12 protein-coding genes and 1 tRNA gene are annotated in these 14,034 nt (G+C 68.7%); 8 read left to right on the top strand and 5 right to left on the bottom strand.

The window, feature by feature from the left end; genetic code table 11:
* Positions 1–91: 91 nt before the first annotated feature.
* A complete protein-coding gene (locus tag FFS72_RS04855) occupies positions 92–454 on the top strand; it encodes a hypothetical protein (RefSeq protein WP_137872886.1) in 363 nt (120 codons plus the stop codon).
* 60 nt (positions 455–514) lie between these two features.
* On the opposite strand, the gene FFS72_RS04850 is transcribed toward FFS72_RS04855, so the two are convergent.
* Positions 515–586: transfer RNA gene (locus FFS72_RS04850), tRNA-Thr, on the bottom strand.
* 109 nt (positions 587–695) lie between these two features.
* Here FFS72_RS04850 and FFS72_RS04845 point away from each other — a divergent pair.
* Genes FFS72_RS04845 through FFS72_RS04825 form a run of 5 tightly spaced genes read left to right on the top strand, consistent with a single transcriptional unit; the run spans position 696 to position 6,947 of the window.
* The gene (locus tag FFS72_RS04845; RefSeq protein WP_137872885.1) at positions 696–1,523 is read left to right on the top strand and encodes an FAD binding domain-containing protein; all 828 of its coding nucleotides are present in this window, start codon (positions 696–698) and stop codon (positions 1,521–1,523) included.
* Positions 1,520–4,243: a molybdopterin-dependent oxidoreductase gene (locus FFS72_RS04840; protein WP_137872884.1), complete on the top strand. Its 2,724-nt coding sequence runs from the start codon at positions 1,520–1,522 to the stop codon at positions 4,241–4,243. The genes FFS72_RS04845 and FFS72_RS04840 overlap by 4 nt, the downstream gene beginning before the upstream one ends.
* A 10-nt stretch (positions 4,244–4,253) precedes the next feature.
* Positions 4,254–5,219, top strand: coding sequence for an antibiotic biosynthesis monooxygenase (locus tag FFS72_RS04835; protein WP_137872883.1), 966 nt, complete (start codon positions 4,254–4,256; stop codon positions 5,217–5,219).
* Between the two features lie 31 nt (positions 5,220–5,250).
* Entirely contained in the window at positions 5,251–6,360 is a 1,110-nt protein-coding gene (locus FFS72_RS04830; RefSeq protein ID WP_137872882.1) for an XdhC family protein, read from the top strand.
* The gene (locus FFS72_RS04825; RefSeq protein ID WP_249353126.1) at positions 6,357–6,947 is read left to right on the top strand and encodes a nucleotidyltransferase family protein; all 591 of its coding nucleotides are present in this window, start codon (positions 6,357–6,359) and stop codon (positions 6,945–6,947) included. The genes FFS72_RS04830 and FFS72_RS04825 overlap by 4 nt, the downstream gene beginning before the upstream one ends.
* Here FFS72_RS04825 and FFS72_RS04820 read toward each other — a convergent pair.
* Both FFS72_RS04820 and FFS72_RS04815 read right to left on the bottom strand, forming a co-directional pair.
* Positions 6,914–7,504 carry a YdeI/OmpD-associated family protein gene (locus FFS72_RS04820; protein ID WP_137872881.1) on the bottom strand — a complete coding sequence of 197 codons (591 nt, stop codon included), beginning with the start codon at positions 7,502–7,504 and terminating at the stop codon, positions 6,914–6,916. The two genes, FFS72_RS04825 and FFS72_RS04820, sit on opposite strands and share 34 nt — an antisense overlap.
* Before the next feature lies 1 nt (position 7,505).
* Positions 7,506–7,913: a VOC family protein gene (locus FFS72_RS04815; RefSeq protein ID WP_137872880.1), complete on the bottom strand. Its 408-nt coding sequence runs from the start codon at positions 7,911–7,913 to the stop codon at positions 7,506–7,508.
* Positions 7,914–8,006: 93 nt separating this feature from the next.
* Here FFS72_RS04815 and FFS72_RS04810 point away from each other — a divergent pair, with 93 nt between their 5' ends.
* Positions 8,007–8,957, top strand: coding sequence for a helix-turn-helix transcriptional regulator (locus FFS72_RS04810; RefSeq protein ID WP_137872879.1), 951 nt, complete (start codon positions 8,007–8,009; stop codon positions 8,955–8,957).
* 20 nt (positions 8,958–8,977) lie between these two features.
* On the opposite strand, the gene FFS72_RS04805 is transcribed toward FFS72_RS04810, so the two are convergent.
* Positions 8,978–9,448, bottom strand: a complete 471-nt coding sequence (locus FFS72_RS04805) for a MarR family winged helix-turn-helix transcriptional regulator (protein WP_137872878.1) — start codon at positions 9,446–9,448, stop codon at positions 8,978–8,980.
* 80 nt (positions 9,449–9,528) lie between these two features.
* On the opposite strand from FFS72_RS04805, the gene FFS72_RS04800 reads away from it, so the two are divergent.
* Positions 9,529–10,662, top strand: a complete 1,134-nt coding sequence (locus tag FFS72_RS04800) for an epoxide hydrolase family protein (protein ID WP_249353125.1) — start codon at positions 9,529–9,531, stop codon at positions 10,660–10,662.
* A gap of 70 nt (positions 10,663–10,732) precedes the next feature.
* Here FFS72_RS04800 and FFS72_RS04795 read toward each other — a convergent pair whose 3' ends face one another.
* Positions 10,733–13,891, bottom strand: a complete 3,159-nt coding sequence (locus FFS72_RS04795; RefSeq protein ID WP_137872876.1) for a multicopper oxidase family protein — start codon at positions 13,889–13,891, stop codon at positions 10,733–10,735.
* Positions 13,892–14,034: the final 143 nt, after the last annotated feature.

Here is a 14,034-nt window from a genome sequence, read left to right as displayed (position 1 = left end):
TTCCACGCTCGTCCTCCCCGGCGGCGAATGCAACAGCGGATTGAGAGAAGGATGTCCGGTTTCCTCGGACGGTCTGATACAGATACCGATCATGAAGCGCATCATGTTCGCCGCACTCGCGGCCGCGTCCGTGTCCCTGCTCGCCGGCTGCGGATCCGACTCCGACTCGACCGACGCCGCACCCGAGACCACGGCGGCAACGCAGTCCGACGCCGACGCCCTGGCCGCCCCCGCCACGACCGGCGACATTTACACCGACACCTGCAACAGCGTCACGGCCTACCTGAAGACCCTCGAGGAATCGGGCCTGAGCGAGGGCGACCGCGCCCCGCAGGCCGTGGTGGACGAATTCCTCGCCGTCGCGGAAGCCGAGCCGGACTGGGCCAACCAGTCCGACCAGGACAAGGCCGACTTCGAGCGTGGCCTCAAGGCCGCCGTCGCCGGCAGCTGCTGAGCAAACTCTCCCGACGAAAAAGGCCCTGAACTGCTACCGAAGCAGTTCAGGGCCGCGCGGAGCCCCCTGTCGGGATTGAACCGACGACCTTTCGCTTACAAGGCGAGTGCTCTACCACTGAGCTAAGGAGGCGCGTGAAGCGCGCCCATCATATCCATCCGTCCGAACCACCCAAACGCGGGACCACGCCAGGACTGCTCGGATATCGTTGATTGGTCAATTCCTGGACGGGAGCCGTCCCATGGATCTGAACACGATCGCCGAGGTGGTCCGCCCACCACCCGAACCTCCCGCGACCCGATGGCGTGACGGTGACGCCTGGCTGGCCGGAGGAACCTGGCTGTTCTCCGTCCCCCAACCCGGCCTGCGCCGCCTCGTGGACCTCACCGCCCTCGGATGGGATGCCGTCACCGTGGCCGAGGACGGGGTGCACATCGGCGCGACCTGCACGATTCGTGAACTGTACGAAACTGCGCCGCAAGCGCATTGGCCCGCGTTCGCGCTCGCGCGAACCAGCTGCGAGGCCTTTCTGTCGTCGTTCAAGGTGTGGAACGCCGCGACCGTGGGCGGCAACATCTGCCTGTCGCTCCCGGCAGGCCCGATGATCACCCTGTCCGTCGCACTCGGGGCCACGTACACACTCTGCGCACCGGACGGAACCGAGCGCACCGTCGCCGCGGCGGACTTCGTCACCGGCGACAACCGGAACATCCTGACTCCGGGTGAGCTGCTGAGGTCGATCCACCTGCCCGCCGAGGCCTTGCGCAAGCGGCACACTCACCGGCGTTTCAGCCTCACCCGGTTGGGGCGGTCGACGGTGTTCCTGGCCGCCACCCGGACCCCCGCCACCACCGACCTGCTGCTCACGATCACGGCGGGCACGACCCGTCCGATGCGCCTCGCATTCGACTCGATGCCCGACGCCGCCACGCTGCGCGACCGCCTCGACGATCTCCCCGGGGACGTGTGGTTCGAGGATCCGAACGGAACCGCGGACCATCGCCGCCATCTGACCCGGTACTTCGCGGAGCAGATGCGCGTCGAACTCGCAGAGGAGGACCGGCCGTGAGCTACTCGATCAACGGCGTACCGTCCGACGTGGAGCCCCGTCCCGGGCAGTGCCTGCGGACCTTTGTGCGCGACCTCGGCTGGCACGGGGTCAAGAAGGGATGCGACGCAGGCGATTGCGGTGCCTGCACCGTGTGGCTGGACGGCGTCCCGGTGCACAGCTGCATCACGCCCGCGTTTCGTGCCGAGGGTCGTGAGGTGACAACGATCGAGGGGCTCGGCACTCCCGAAGACCTGCACCCGATGCAACGACAGTTCCGCGACGCACCCGGCTTCCAATGCGGGTTCTGCACGGCGGGGATGATCATGACCGCGGCGGCTCTCACGGACCGCGACCGCGAGAACCTCCCGCGCGCGCTGAAGGGCAATCTCTGCCGCTGCACGGGATACCGTGCCGTCGAGGACGCGGTGAACGGTGTCGCGGCGATCGAGGTCGCCGCACCCGGCCGCGTCGTCGGCACCAGTGTCGGCGCCCCGGCGGCCACCGACGTGGTGACGGGCCGAGCCGAGTTCACGATGGACACCCGGATCGAGGGAATGCTGCACCTGAAGGTGCTGCACTCGCCGCACGCGCACGCTCGCATCGTCTCGATCGACAGATCCGCCGCCCTGGCCGTGCCGGGCGTGCACCGCGTCTACACGTGGGAGGACGTGCCCCGCAAACGATTCACCACCGCCATTCACACCGACCACCTCGTCGATCCGGACGACACGTACATCCTCGACGACACCGTGCGCTTCGTCGGGCAGCGGGTGGTCGCGGTGCTCGCCGACACCGTCGGGGCGGCGGAGGAGGGTTGCCGACGTGTGGTCGTCGAATATGACGTGCTCCCAGCAGTTTTCGAACCCGAGGAGGCGATGGCCGACGGCGCACCGCAGCTGCACGGCTCGGACGATCCGTTCGTCCGGGACCCGGCGCACAACATCCTGCTCGAACTGCACGGTCACGTCGGCGACATCGATGCCGGTCTCGCCGCGGCCGACGTCGTCCACGAGGGCACCTACTTCTCACCGCGGGTGCAGCACGCGCATCTCGAGACCCACGGGGCGATCGCGTGGATGGAGGACGGCCGGCTGCACGTGCGGACCAGTTCGCAGTCGCCGTCGATCGCGAAGGTCAAGCTGTCCCATCTGTTCGACCTGCGACCCGACCAGCTGCGGGTGTTCTGCATGCGGGTCGGCGGCGGGTTCGGCGGCAAGCAGGAGGTCATCGCCGAGGATCTGGTCGCCCTCGCCACCCTCGACACCGGTCGGCCGACGTGCCTCGAATACACCCGCGAGGAGGAGTTCACCACCGCCTCACCGCGCCATCCGATGAGCCTGACCGTGACCCTCGGCGCCAAGGCGGACGGCACCCTCACGGCGATGCGCGTTCGCAACTTCTCGAACACCGGCGCCTACGGAAACCACGGCGGCGAGACGCTGTTCGCCGGCGGTGCAGCCGTGATGCTCTACCGCTGCGCCAACAAGCGGTTCGATGGGTACTCCGTCTACACCAATACGGTGCCCAGCGGCGCCTTGCGTGGTTACGGCATGACACAGCCCGCGTTCGCGATCGAGTCCGCGATGGACGAGCTGGCGGCCGCCCTCCGCATCGATCCTCTGGAGTTGCGGCGCCGGAACATCGTGCGGCCCGGGGACTCGCTCGTCGCGTTCGAGGACGGCCCCGACGACGTCGTGTTCGGCGAGGACGGCCTGTCCCGCTGCATCGACCTGGTCGACGCGGCACTGCACCGAGATCCGGACGGCCAGGTGTTCGGGGACGACTGGCTGATGGGAACCGGCACAGCGAGTTCACTGCACGAGACCGCGCCCCCGACCGAACACCTTTCCGAGGCATGGGCGACCCTCGGCGAGGACGGCGTGTACGAGATCGCCGTGGGCACCGTCGAATTCGGAGAAGGGACGTCCACGGCGCATGTGCAGATCGCGGCGCAGCAGCTGGGCACGACCCCGGACCGGGTGCGCCTCGTGCAGTCCGACACCGACCGCACGGGATTCGACACCGGCGCCTTCGCAAGTGCCGGGCTCGCCGTGGCGGGCAACGCCGTACTGAAGGCGTCCGCGGCACTGCGGGACCGCATCCTGGCCTTTGCCGCCGACCACTCCGGGATCCCTTCTGCCGCCTGCACGATGGACGACGACGGTGTCGTCTGCGGCGACACCCGCGTGACGCTGACCGATCTGGTCGGCGCCGCCGCCCGCCGCGGCATCCGGTTCTCCGCGGCCCGCCAGGCCTACGGGTCTCCGCGCAGCGTCGTCTCGAACACCCACGGCTTCCGGATCGCCGTTCATGCGGTGACCGGCGAGATCCGCATCCTGCGCAGTGTGCACGCGACCGATGCCGGGGTGATCGTCAACCCGGCGCAGGTGCGAGGACAGATCGAGGGCGGTGTCGCGCAGGGCATCGGATTCGCGTTGACGGAGAACCACCACGTCGACGCGAAGGGGGTCATGACCAACCCGAACCTGCGCAACTACCGGATCCCGACGTTCGCCGACATCCCCCGCACCGAAGTGCTGCTCGTCGAGTCTTCCGATTCGGTCGGCCCGATGCGCGCGAAGGGCATGGCGGAATGCTGCATCAATCCGGTGGCACCCGCACTCGCCAACGCACTCCAGGATGCGACCGGGGTGCGGTTCCGGGAACTGCCGCTGACACCCGAACGCATCCACATGCGTCTGACCACCACGCAATTCGACTCGTCGGCGCGCCGATAGGGGTACCGCGATGATCGGAGAGCACACCAGCGACACCGCGACCGTCATCATCGGCCAGCGAGTCCGTCCCGGATTCGAGTCCGAGTTCAAGGCATGGCAGGAGGAGATCAACGTCGAGGCCTCCCGCTATTCCGGCTTCCTCGGCGCCGAGATCACCGAACCCACTGCGGTGCAGCCCGACTGGGTGGTGGTGTACCGGTTCGACTCGGTCGCCCACATGCAGGCGTGGATCAACAGTTCGACCCGGCAGGAGCGGCTCATTCGCGGGCAACACCTCCTCGACGGGCCGGCAACGCAGCAGGTGGTGGCGGGCGGATCACGCCCCTCCGATCAGCTCGTCACGGTGGTCGTGACCCACCGCGTCGACCCGGGAAGGGTGGACGAGTTCCTCGCCTGGCAGGACCGGATGCGTGTCGCCGAGGGCCGGTTCGAGGGATACCGCGGCTCCGAACTGTTCCGCCCGGTCGAGGGTGTACAGGAGGAGTGGACCGCGCTGTACCGCTTCGACACGGCGGCGAACCTGCTGGCGTGGATCACTTCCGAGGAGCGGAAACGACTCCTCGCGGAGGGCGAGCCGTTCCGCGAGTTCACCTCGCGCACCGTCGACGGTTCATTCGGCAGCTGGTTCGACTTCGACGAGAAGAGCGGCGAGACACCACCGTCGGAAACGAAGACCGCGATCGCGGTGTGGGTCGGGTTGTATCCCACGATCGTGCTGCTGTCACTCGCGCTGTCCCCGTTGAAGATGCCGCTGTGGCTCGGCTTGCTCGTCGGAAACCTGGTGTCCAGCTTCGTGATGAGTTTCGTGACGATGCCCTATTACGTGAATCCGCTGCTGGGCCGATGGCTACGCCCGCGCCCCGACGCGCCGGTGCTGCGGACGAACCTGCGTGGACTCGGCATCGTCGCAGTGGCGATGGTGTTCTGGGCTGTCGTGTTCTATCTCGTGACAACGCGGTTCTGGACCCTGCCCTGACCCGAGCGCCCACCAACGAACGGACCCTCCGATGCGCGAGATCCTCCATCAGATCGCCGAGTGGCATCGCACCGGAATCGACTGTGCCGTTGCGACGACCGTCGCGGCGACCGGATCCGCACCGTGCCCCGTCGGCAGTGTCATGGTGTTCGCCGACACCGGAACCGTCATCGGAGGCCTGACCGGCGGCTGCATCGAGAGCGACCTCTGGCACGTCGCCGCCGCGGTGATGGAGTCGGGACGGCCCGAGCTGCGCCGGTACTCGGACACCGACGCGGCCGATGCCATCGGTCTCGTCTGTGGGGGCTCGATCGAGGTCCTCGTGCAGCCTGCGGGCCCACGACACCTGACCGGCCTGACGGCGTTGTCCGATGCGTTCGACGCCGGGCGGCCGGTGGAGCTCGCCACGCTCGTGGACCGGGGCCGTTCGATTGTCGTGACCGACGATGCAGTGGCCGGGACCAGTTGTGGGTCGCCACTCGACGCGGCGATCGTCGGACGCGCACGGACACGCCTCGGCGGGAACACCGCCGTGCCCGCCTACCCGGAGGCGATCGACGGGGAGCGAGTGGTGTTCACGTCGATCCCCGCACCGCCCCGGCTGGTGGTGTACGGCGCCGTCGACCTCGCGCGCCCCCTGATCCGGGCTGCGACGTCCCTCGGGTTCACGGCGACACTGTGCGATCCGCGGGCCGTGTTCGCGACGACACAACGGTTTCCGGAGGCCGACGAGGTGGTGGTCGACCGGCCGCAGCATCACCTCGAATCGATGGACATCGTGCCCTCGACGTCCATCTGTGTTCTCACGCACGATGCGCGGTTCGACGTTCCCACTCTGATGATCGCGCTGCGGTCGGCGGCGGGCTACGTGGGTGCGATGGGTAGCAGGCGCACCCACCGCGACCGCGTTCGGCGGCTCCGCGCCGAGGGCATCACCGACACCGAGCTGGCCCGCCTCTCCGCACCGATCGGCCTCGACCTCGGTGCCGTCACCCCGGCAGAGACCGCGGTCTCGATCCTCGCGGAGATCGTCGCGAGGCGCCGCGGCGGCTCCGGACGCGCCCTCACCGCGCTCGACGGCCCCATTCACCGCAGGAACGACAACGTCCCCGACATCGTGGGCGCGGCGAACCCGTCGTGACCGTCGACCACTCTCCCCACCGAGCGACGGGTGTGCTGCTCGCCGCGGGCGCCGGCGCCCGCTACGGATCACCGAAAGTCCTCTCCCACCAGGGTCTCTGGCTCGACTCCGCGGTGACCGCGCTGCGCCGCGGAGGCTGCAGCCGCGTACTGGTGGTGTTGGGCGCCGCGACCCCACCCCTCCCCCACGGCGCTGAGGCAGTGTTCGCACCGGACTGGGCGGACGGCGTCAGCGAGTCGCTGCGCGCGGGCCTGCGCGCCGCAGCCGACGACCCCGACGCGGACGTCGCGGCCGTGCACCTGGTCGATCTGCCGGATGTCGGATCTCGCGTCGTGGCGCGCGTTCTGGACGCCGCCACCCGGTCCCCGGGCGGTCTCGCACGCGCCTGGTTCGGCGAGCGTCCCGGGCACCCCGTCGTCCTGGTGCGCCGGCACTGGCACGCAGTGTGCGAGAGTGCCGTCGGTGACTCGGGTGCGCGGGAGTACCTGCGCGAGCACGACACGCTGGTGGTCCGCGTGCCGTGCGCGGACCTCGCGACCGGCGCCGACCGCGACTACCCGACCGGCTTCGACCGGGCGCCGGGCTGATTGGCCCGGATGCCGACCGCAGCGAGCTCCACGGTCCGGTCGATCCGGCGTCGTCGCGTCTCGGGCTTCTTGGCGGTCACGATCCATTCCAGGATCAGTCGCCTCGACGACGGCGGGAAGGCGTCGAAGTGCTCACGTGCAGGGTCGTTGCTGCGCAGCGCATCCCGGAGGTCGTCGGGCACGGCCGAGACGTCACCCGGCACGACCTGCCAGGTACCCGCGGCCTTGGCCAGATCGATCAGGGCCTGGCCACGCTCGGTCATCAGCCCCTGCTCGATCATCCGTTCCGCCCGTTCCCGATTCACCGCGCTCCACGAGCTACGCGTGCGGCGTGGGCTGAACCGGAGCCGGGAGCTGTGGTCGGTGTGCTTGCGGTGCAGTCCGTCGATCCAGCCGAAGCAGAGTGCCTGTTCGATCGCCTCGTGATACCGCGGGCTCGGCGTCTCGCTGTCCTTGTGCTCGACGACGAGCCAGATCTCCTTCTCGGACTGCGCGTGCCGCGTCAGCCAGTCCCGCCACTGCGCCACATCGCGGGGCGCGAAGGTCGTCTCGGACATCTCAGGCCTCTCCGAGCACGTCGAGGTAGTGCTGGTTGAACATGACGCCGAGGATGTTGCCGAACGGGTCGACGACGGATGCGGTGACGAAACCCGGGCCTCGTTCGAGGGGCTTGTCGTGGACGGTCGCGCCGAGGGCGAGCAGACGCTCGAATGCGGACTCGACGTCGTCGACGTGCCAGTACGTCACCTGACCCGCGGGCTGTTCCGGGCGGGTGTGCGGTGCGAACCGGGCGTCGACGATGCCGAGTTCGTGCTGGTAGTCGCCGATGCGGAACTCGACGTACGCGGTGTGCCCGTCGACCTCGCGGTCGAAGTACGCCGGTGTGCCGAGCACCTCGGCGTACCAGTCGCGGGCGGCGGCGACGTCGTCGGCGTAGAAGCTGACGGTGGTGAGTCCTCGCAACATCGGTAGTTCCCTTCATCGTGGCTGACCTGTCGAGATCCATCCTCGCCGTCAAAGTGCTCACCAATTGAGCACTTTTTCTGGGAACCTCGAAACATGCGTGCAGACCGTCTCGTCGCCACCCTCCTGCTGATGCAGTCCCGTGGCCGCGTCACCGCCGCCGAGGTCGCGACTGAACTCGAGGTGTCCGTGGCCACCGCCCGCCGCGACCTCGAAGCACTGTCCTCTGCAGGCATCCCCGTGTATCCGCAGTCCGGACGCGGCGGCGGCTGGTCTCTGGTCGGCGGCGCCCGCACCGACCTGTCCGGCCTGTCCGCAACCGAGGCGCAGGCCCTGTTCCTGCTCGTCGGGCCCGCCGCAGCGGTCTCGCCGGAGGCCAAGTCCGCACTGCGCAAACTCGTCCGGGCGCTGCCGCAGACGTTCCGCGCCGACGCGGAGGCGGCCGCGGAGGCCGTGATGATCGACCCGACCCGATGGGGCGAACGCGAGCGCGACCGACCGGACATGGTCGCCATGCTGCAGTCCGCGGTGGTCCGCAGGCGACAGGTCCGCCTCGTCTACGTCAACGGTGCCCGCGAACGCAGCGAGCGCCTCGTCGCGCCGTGGGGTCTCGTCGACAAGGACGACACCTGGTATCTGATCGCCGGAACCGACCGTGGCCGAAGAACTTTCCGTGTCGACCGGATCGCCGAGGCCGACGCGACGGAGGAGCCGGCCGACCGTCCCGACGACTTCGAGCTCGCGGAGGCCTGGGACGAGGTGGTCGGGAAGATGGAGGAGCGCCGGTCGACCACGTGGGCGACCGTACTCATCGCACCGCGGTTCGTGCCGATCCTGCGCGACCACTTCGGCAGGCACTGTCATGCCGACGGCACCGTCGACGACGGCCGCACCCGCGTCCGCCTCGCCGCCCCCACCGCACTCGACATCGCCCGCAACCTCGCGGGCTGGGGCTCGGACGTCGAGGTGCTCGCGCCGGAGACGGTGCGCGACGAGCTCGCGAGGATCGGAACCGAGCTCGCGGTTCGGTACGCCGACGGGCGATGACCGGCTCGAGGCGTCCGACCTCAGGCCCAGGCCGACCCGCGCAGTTCGGTGTGGTGTTCGACGACCCGGTCGAGGAGCGCGGTCAGTTGTGCTCGCTCGACGGCGGTGAGCGGCTCGAGCAGGTCGTCGCCTGCGGCCGACGCCAGCTGCCGCAGCTGCGCCAGTCGCACGGTCCCGCCGGGAGTGATCGTGACGACGTTGCGTCGCCGGTCCACCGGGTCCGGCTCCCGCACCAGGTGTCCCGCACCCTCGAGCTCGCCGACGAGCGCGGCGACATCGCTCCGGTCGAGGTGGCAGCGCCGCCCGATCGAGGCCTGACTGACGGACCCGAACTCTTTCAGCACTTCGAGTACCGACAGCTGGTGCCGGTGCGCGTCACCGCTCGCCATCCGTTCGTTCAGCAGCCGCTGGGCGTAGATGCCGGCCTGCCCCACGAGCCAGCTCGGGGAGCCGGACAGCGCGGCCGGGGGTGTGTCGTCGGTGGGCTGCATGCGTCCATCCTATTAATCGTTGGCGTCACCAACAAGTGATGTTACCGTTGGCGTTACCAACAAATGCCCCGGAGGTTGCCGTGACCGACCCCACCATCACGCCCTATCGGATCGATGTCCCCAGATCCGCCCTGGACGACCTGCACGCGAGACTGGCGCAGACCCGCTGGCCCGACGAAGTGGACGGTGCTGCCTGGGACTACGGGATCCCCTCGAGTCGGATGCGAGAGCTAGCCGACCGCTGGCGGCACGGATTCGACTGGCGCGCCAGGGAAGCGGCGATCAACGCCCACCCCCAATTCGTCACCGAAATCGACGGAACCACCGTGCATTTCCTGCACGTGCGCTCCCCGGAGCCGGATGCAGCCCCCCTGATCCTCACCCACGGATGGCCTGGCACCTTCGTCGAGTTCCTCGACGTGATCGGCCCGTTGACCGATCCTCGGGCTCACGGCGCCGACCCCGCCGACGCGTTCCACGTGGTGATCCCGTCCATTCCCGGCTTCGGCCCCGCGGGGCCCACGCGAGAGCGGGGCTGGGACTGTGCCCGCGTCGCGCGGGCCTTCGCCGAACTCATGCGGCGGCTCGGCTACGAGCGGTACGGCACGCAGGGCGGCGACTGGGGATCGGGCGTGTCCCGACTGCTCGCGGTCGAGGCACCCGACGCGGTGATCGGGGTGCACGTGAACTATCTGCCGCACGGCCCCGTCCCCCACGACGGGCTCACCGACGAGGACATCTCTCGCGTCGAGAGGATCCGCGAATTCCTGGCGGGCCCTCCCGGCTACATGCGGATGTCGGCGACACGGCCACAGACCATCGCGTACTCGCTGACCGATTCACCCGTCGGACAGTTGGCCTGGATCGCGGACAAGACACGGGAATGGACGGATCCGGCCCATCCCCTGCCCGACGACACCCTCCTCACGATCGTCTCGATGCACTGGCTTTTCGGCACCGCAGGCTCGTCCGCACGCCTGACCTTCGAGTCGGGCGGCCCCCGTGCCGGCAGCCCGACGGGCACCGCACCACTCGGGATGGCCGTGTTCGCACACGACATCGTCCGACCCGTCCGCAGTGTCTCGGAGAAAGCGAACCCGACCCTGGTGCACTGGAGCGAGTTCGACGAAGGCGGGCACTTCGCAGCACTCGAGGTACCGGACCTCCTGGTCGGCGACGTCCGGACCTTCTTCCGATCGATCCGCACCGGATAGCCGGCGGCATCGGAACGGACGCGCGGACGTCGACGGTGCGGCGATGCCGGTTGCGGCGCAACCATCTCCGTCAACGCCCTCCCAGGGGAATCGGCGCCGCACCGACGGGTATCGGAGCCGACGTGCCGACGACCGCCGGCACGAGCGTCGTCGCCTGCGGCTCCGCGCGTCCGAGACCGAGCCTGCGCACCTCCCCGCCCGCGACACCCCGGCCGCTGACGAGCAGGTCCGCACCGGTGGTGGTGCTGGTGGTGGCGACCTGCACGCCACTGCCCACGAACGGCTCGAACGAGGCGATCTGCCGGAAATCAACCTCCGCCGCATGGTGATTCGGGCTTTCGAGATACATGGCGGGCTCGCCGTCGAGCCGCGATCCGCTCGACCACACGCGCACCTGGCCCGCGCCGCCGGCCATGCCCGTGACGATGCTCTTCGCGCCACCCTCCGCACCCGCCACCCATCCGGTCGACAACGAGACACCGTCGCGGTATCCGTCCTCGAACGCGAGGAACTCGGCCGTCGTCCGGGGCTCACCCACTCCGCCGGCGTGGGCATCGTGGCCGCCCGCTCCCCTGACCTCGGCAGTCGGTTCGAACAAGTCGTAGCGGAACGCCTTCACCAGCGGCGCCTCACCCGGGCCCGGCGCAGTCACGATGCTCGGCCGGCCGGAGCCGACGTCGATCAGACCGGTCGCGAGGCTCACCCCGGCCGTCGATCCCGGATAGGGCGCGAAACTGGAGAACACCTCGGGTGTTTCCCCTTTCGACGGCAGCGCCGAGGAGAACACCGTCACCTGCGACGGAGCTCCCGGACCCGTCCCGACGACGATGTTGTCCGCCAACGCGTTTCCGTCGATGTCGGCACCCGCCACGGTCACCCCACCGCGGAATCCGGAATCGAACGGAGCGAATCGAGCCACCTCGTCGGTGAAGACTCCGTCCGCACCGTCGTAGGCGACCACCTCGGGCGCCGCCCCGGGCCCGGTCCCGATGACGACGTCGAGCACCATGTCGCCGTTCACGTCCGCCATCGCCACCGACGGCACGCCCTCGAAACCCGGGAACGGCGTCACCGCCGCCAGCACCCTGTCGCCGTTGCCGTCGAGCACGCGCACCGTTGCCGGTGTGCCGGGCGAGCCCGGGACCGCGACCGCGTACGCCGACACCTCGGGGATCACGCTGACCAAGGCCATCAGTCCGTTGTCCTCGTGGTTGAGACGATGACAGTGGATCACGAAAGTTCCTGTGTACTCGGTGAACTTGGTGCGCAGCGTCACCGATGCGGGTTCGAGGGCATTCTCGTTCTCGTCCGTCACCGGCGCCGGAACGTTGACGTTGTCCAACCCCCACGGCTGGACCCCGGTCCTGGTCCCCGCCACGGGATCGACGATCTCCATGACCTGGAAGTCGTTGACGTGGATGTGCATCGGATGCTCGTCGTTGTTGCGGTTCGTGATCACCCATTCCTCGACCGAGTTCAGGCGTGGCTGGATCAGCGGAATGTTCGGGAAGGTGTTGGCGTCGAATTCGTAGGTGAAGGCCTTGGGGTCGCTTGCACTGGCCTTCTCGTTGCCGAACCCGCCCGAGATGGTGAGGTCACGCTTCACATCCGGTCTCATCACCGACGTGTCCACGAAAGACGTGTAGGCGTCCAGGTTCTGTCCGGGTTCGAAGGCAGTCGTCCGCCCCTCGCCCTCGTCGGGGGTCACCCGCAGCAGTGTCTGGGTCGGGAAGGTGAAGAATCCGTCGGCGTAGCTGATGACCGACGGGTCCACGGTGATCGTGCCCAACTCCGCAGGAGAGTTCTCGGTGCCGTCGTTGGTGTAGAGCACACCGGGATTCATGACCGGTTTCGCGCCCTCGAGCGGCGGCATGTCCAACACCAGGTCTCCGCGCTCCGGCATCGTCACCGCGATGGCGAACCGCGACGCGGGCGGGATCACGAGCCGGGTGCCGTCACCGTCGACCGGGCGCTCCACCCGGGTGAACGGATTCCCGTCCTGCCCGACGATCGCGAACTCGGGGTGGGCACCCGTCGCGGTTTCGGTCAGACGAATTGGCATGTACGCGATGTCACTGATGTTGGCCAGCACCCAGATCTCCGTCTGACCCGGCTTCACCGTCAACGCGGGTTGGAACCGCCCGTTGACCGTGAACTGCACGTCACGCTGATTCTCCGGCAACCCTGGATCTGCGCGCACGGTCGTCGTCTCGCTCGTGAAGGTCTGCAGGTTGCCGGGTACGAACTGGTTCTGGCCGCGATGATTCGCCGGCGACAGCGGCCCGGCGTACCAGTTGGTGAGGTACTGCGCGCCGATCGTCGAATCCGAGAAGTTCACCGGCGCCAGACTCGGACGGTACGTGCCGTCGTACAGCTGTGACCCCTCCGGTGGTGTCAGCGTGCTCACCCACTGCGGCCACGTGGGATCGTTCAGTTGACGACCACGGCCCTTGCGATCGAACACGTAGTTGTACTGCAGTGCCATCGTGCGGATCGGGATGTCGTTCTGCGTCACCAGTGGCAGGTTGCCGTCGGGACGCCCGATCTCCAGGAGTCCGGCCAGGCCCGCGTACGTCTGCTGAGCGGTCAGGGTGTGGCGGTGACTGTGGTACCAGTAGAGCCCGTTCGGCATGGTGTCCGGAATCTGGTAGTCGTACACGTTGCCCATCCCCGCGGGGATGGAGAGCAGCACGTTGTCCGCGTTGCCGTCCGGACTGACGTGCACACCGTGGGTGTGCAGGTTCAGCGGCGCCTCCGACAGTGCGCGCGGGTACAGCGGCACCTCGGCGCCCGCACCCGTGAACGCCGGGTCGTAGAAATCCTCGATCGTCAGATCGCGAAGGTCGTTGTCGTAGTGGATGATCAGGCGCTCGCCCGGGTCGACCCGCAAGGTCGGAGCGGGATAGAGGTCGTCACCAGAGGTCGCGCCGTCGGATGCGGTTCCGCGGATCAGTTCGTACCCGAACAGCAGGAAATTCGAGACCGGCGCGGACGCCGTGTCGAGCGGGACGGTGCCCTGGTGCGCGGACAGCCGGACCTCGAGCACCCCGTCCTCGCTGGTGAGCCGGACGGGTTCGCCGTACGCGGCGGGGCTTCCGCCCGGACCGGCGTACCCGCCTGCGGCGTCGTCCGTCCCCGATCCGCCAACGGTGCATCCGGAGAGGATCAACAACAGCGATGCGAGCACGCACGCGAGAGCGCTCGGCGGCTTCCTGCGATTCGCAATCATCGGGCTGCCCCGTTCCGGAACCGGAATGCGCGGGCGCGGCAACGTCAGCGCCCCTGAAGCATAGTTCGCCGACCTGGGCGCCATCGCCGAACCGGTGTCGTGCCGCGCGCGCGGGAGCCCGGATAACCGATAGCGTGGCAGCC

Source organism: Rhodococcus sp. Q (assembly GCF_005503035.1).
Classification (GTDB): domain Bacteria; phylum Actinomycetota; class Actinomycetes; order Mycobacteriales; family Mycobacteriaceae; genus Rhodococcus_G.
This window is presented reverse-complemented; position numbering and strand designations above follow the sequence as displayed.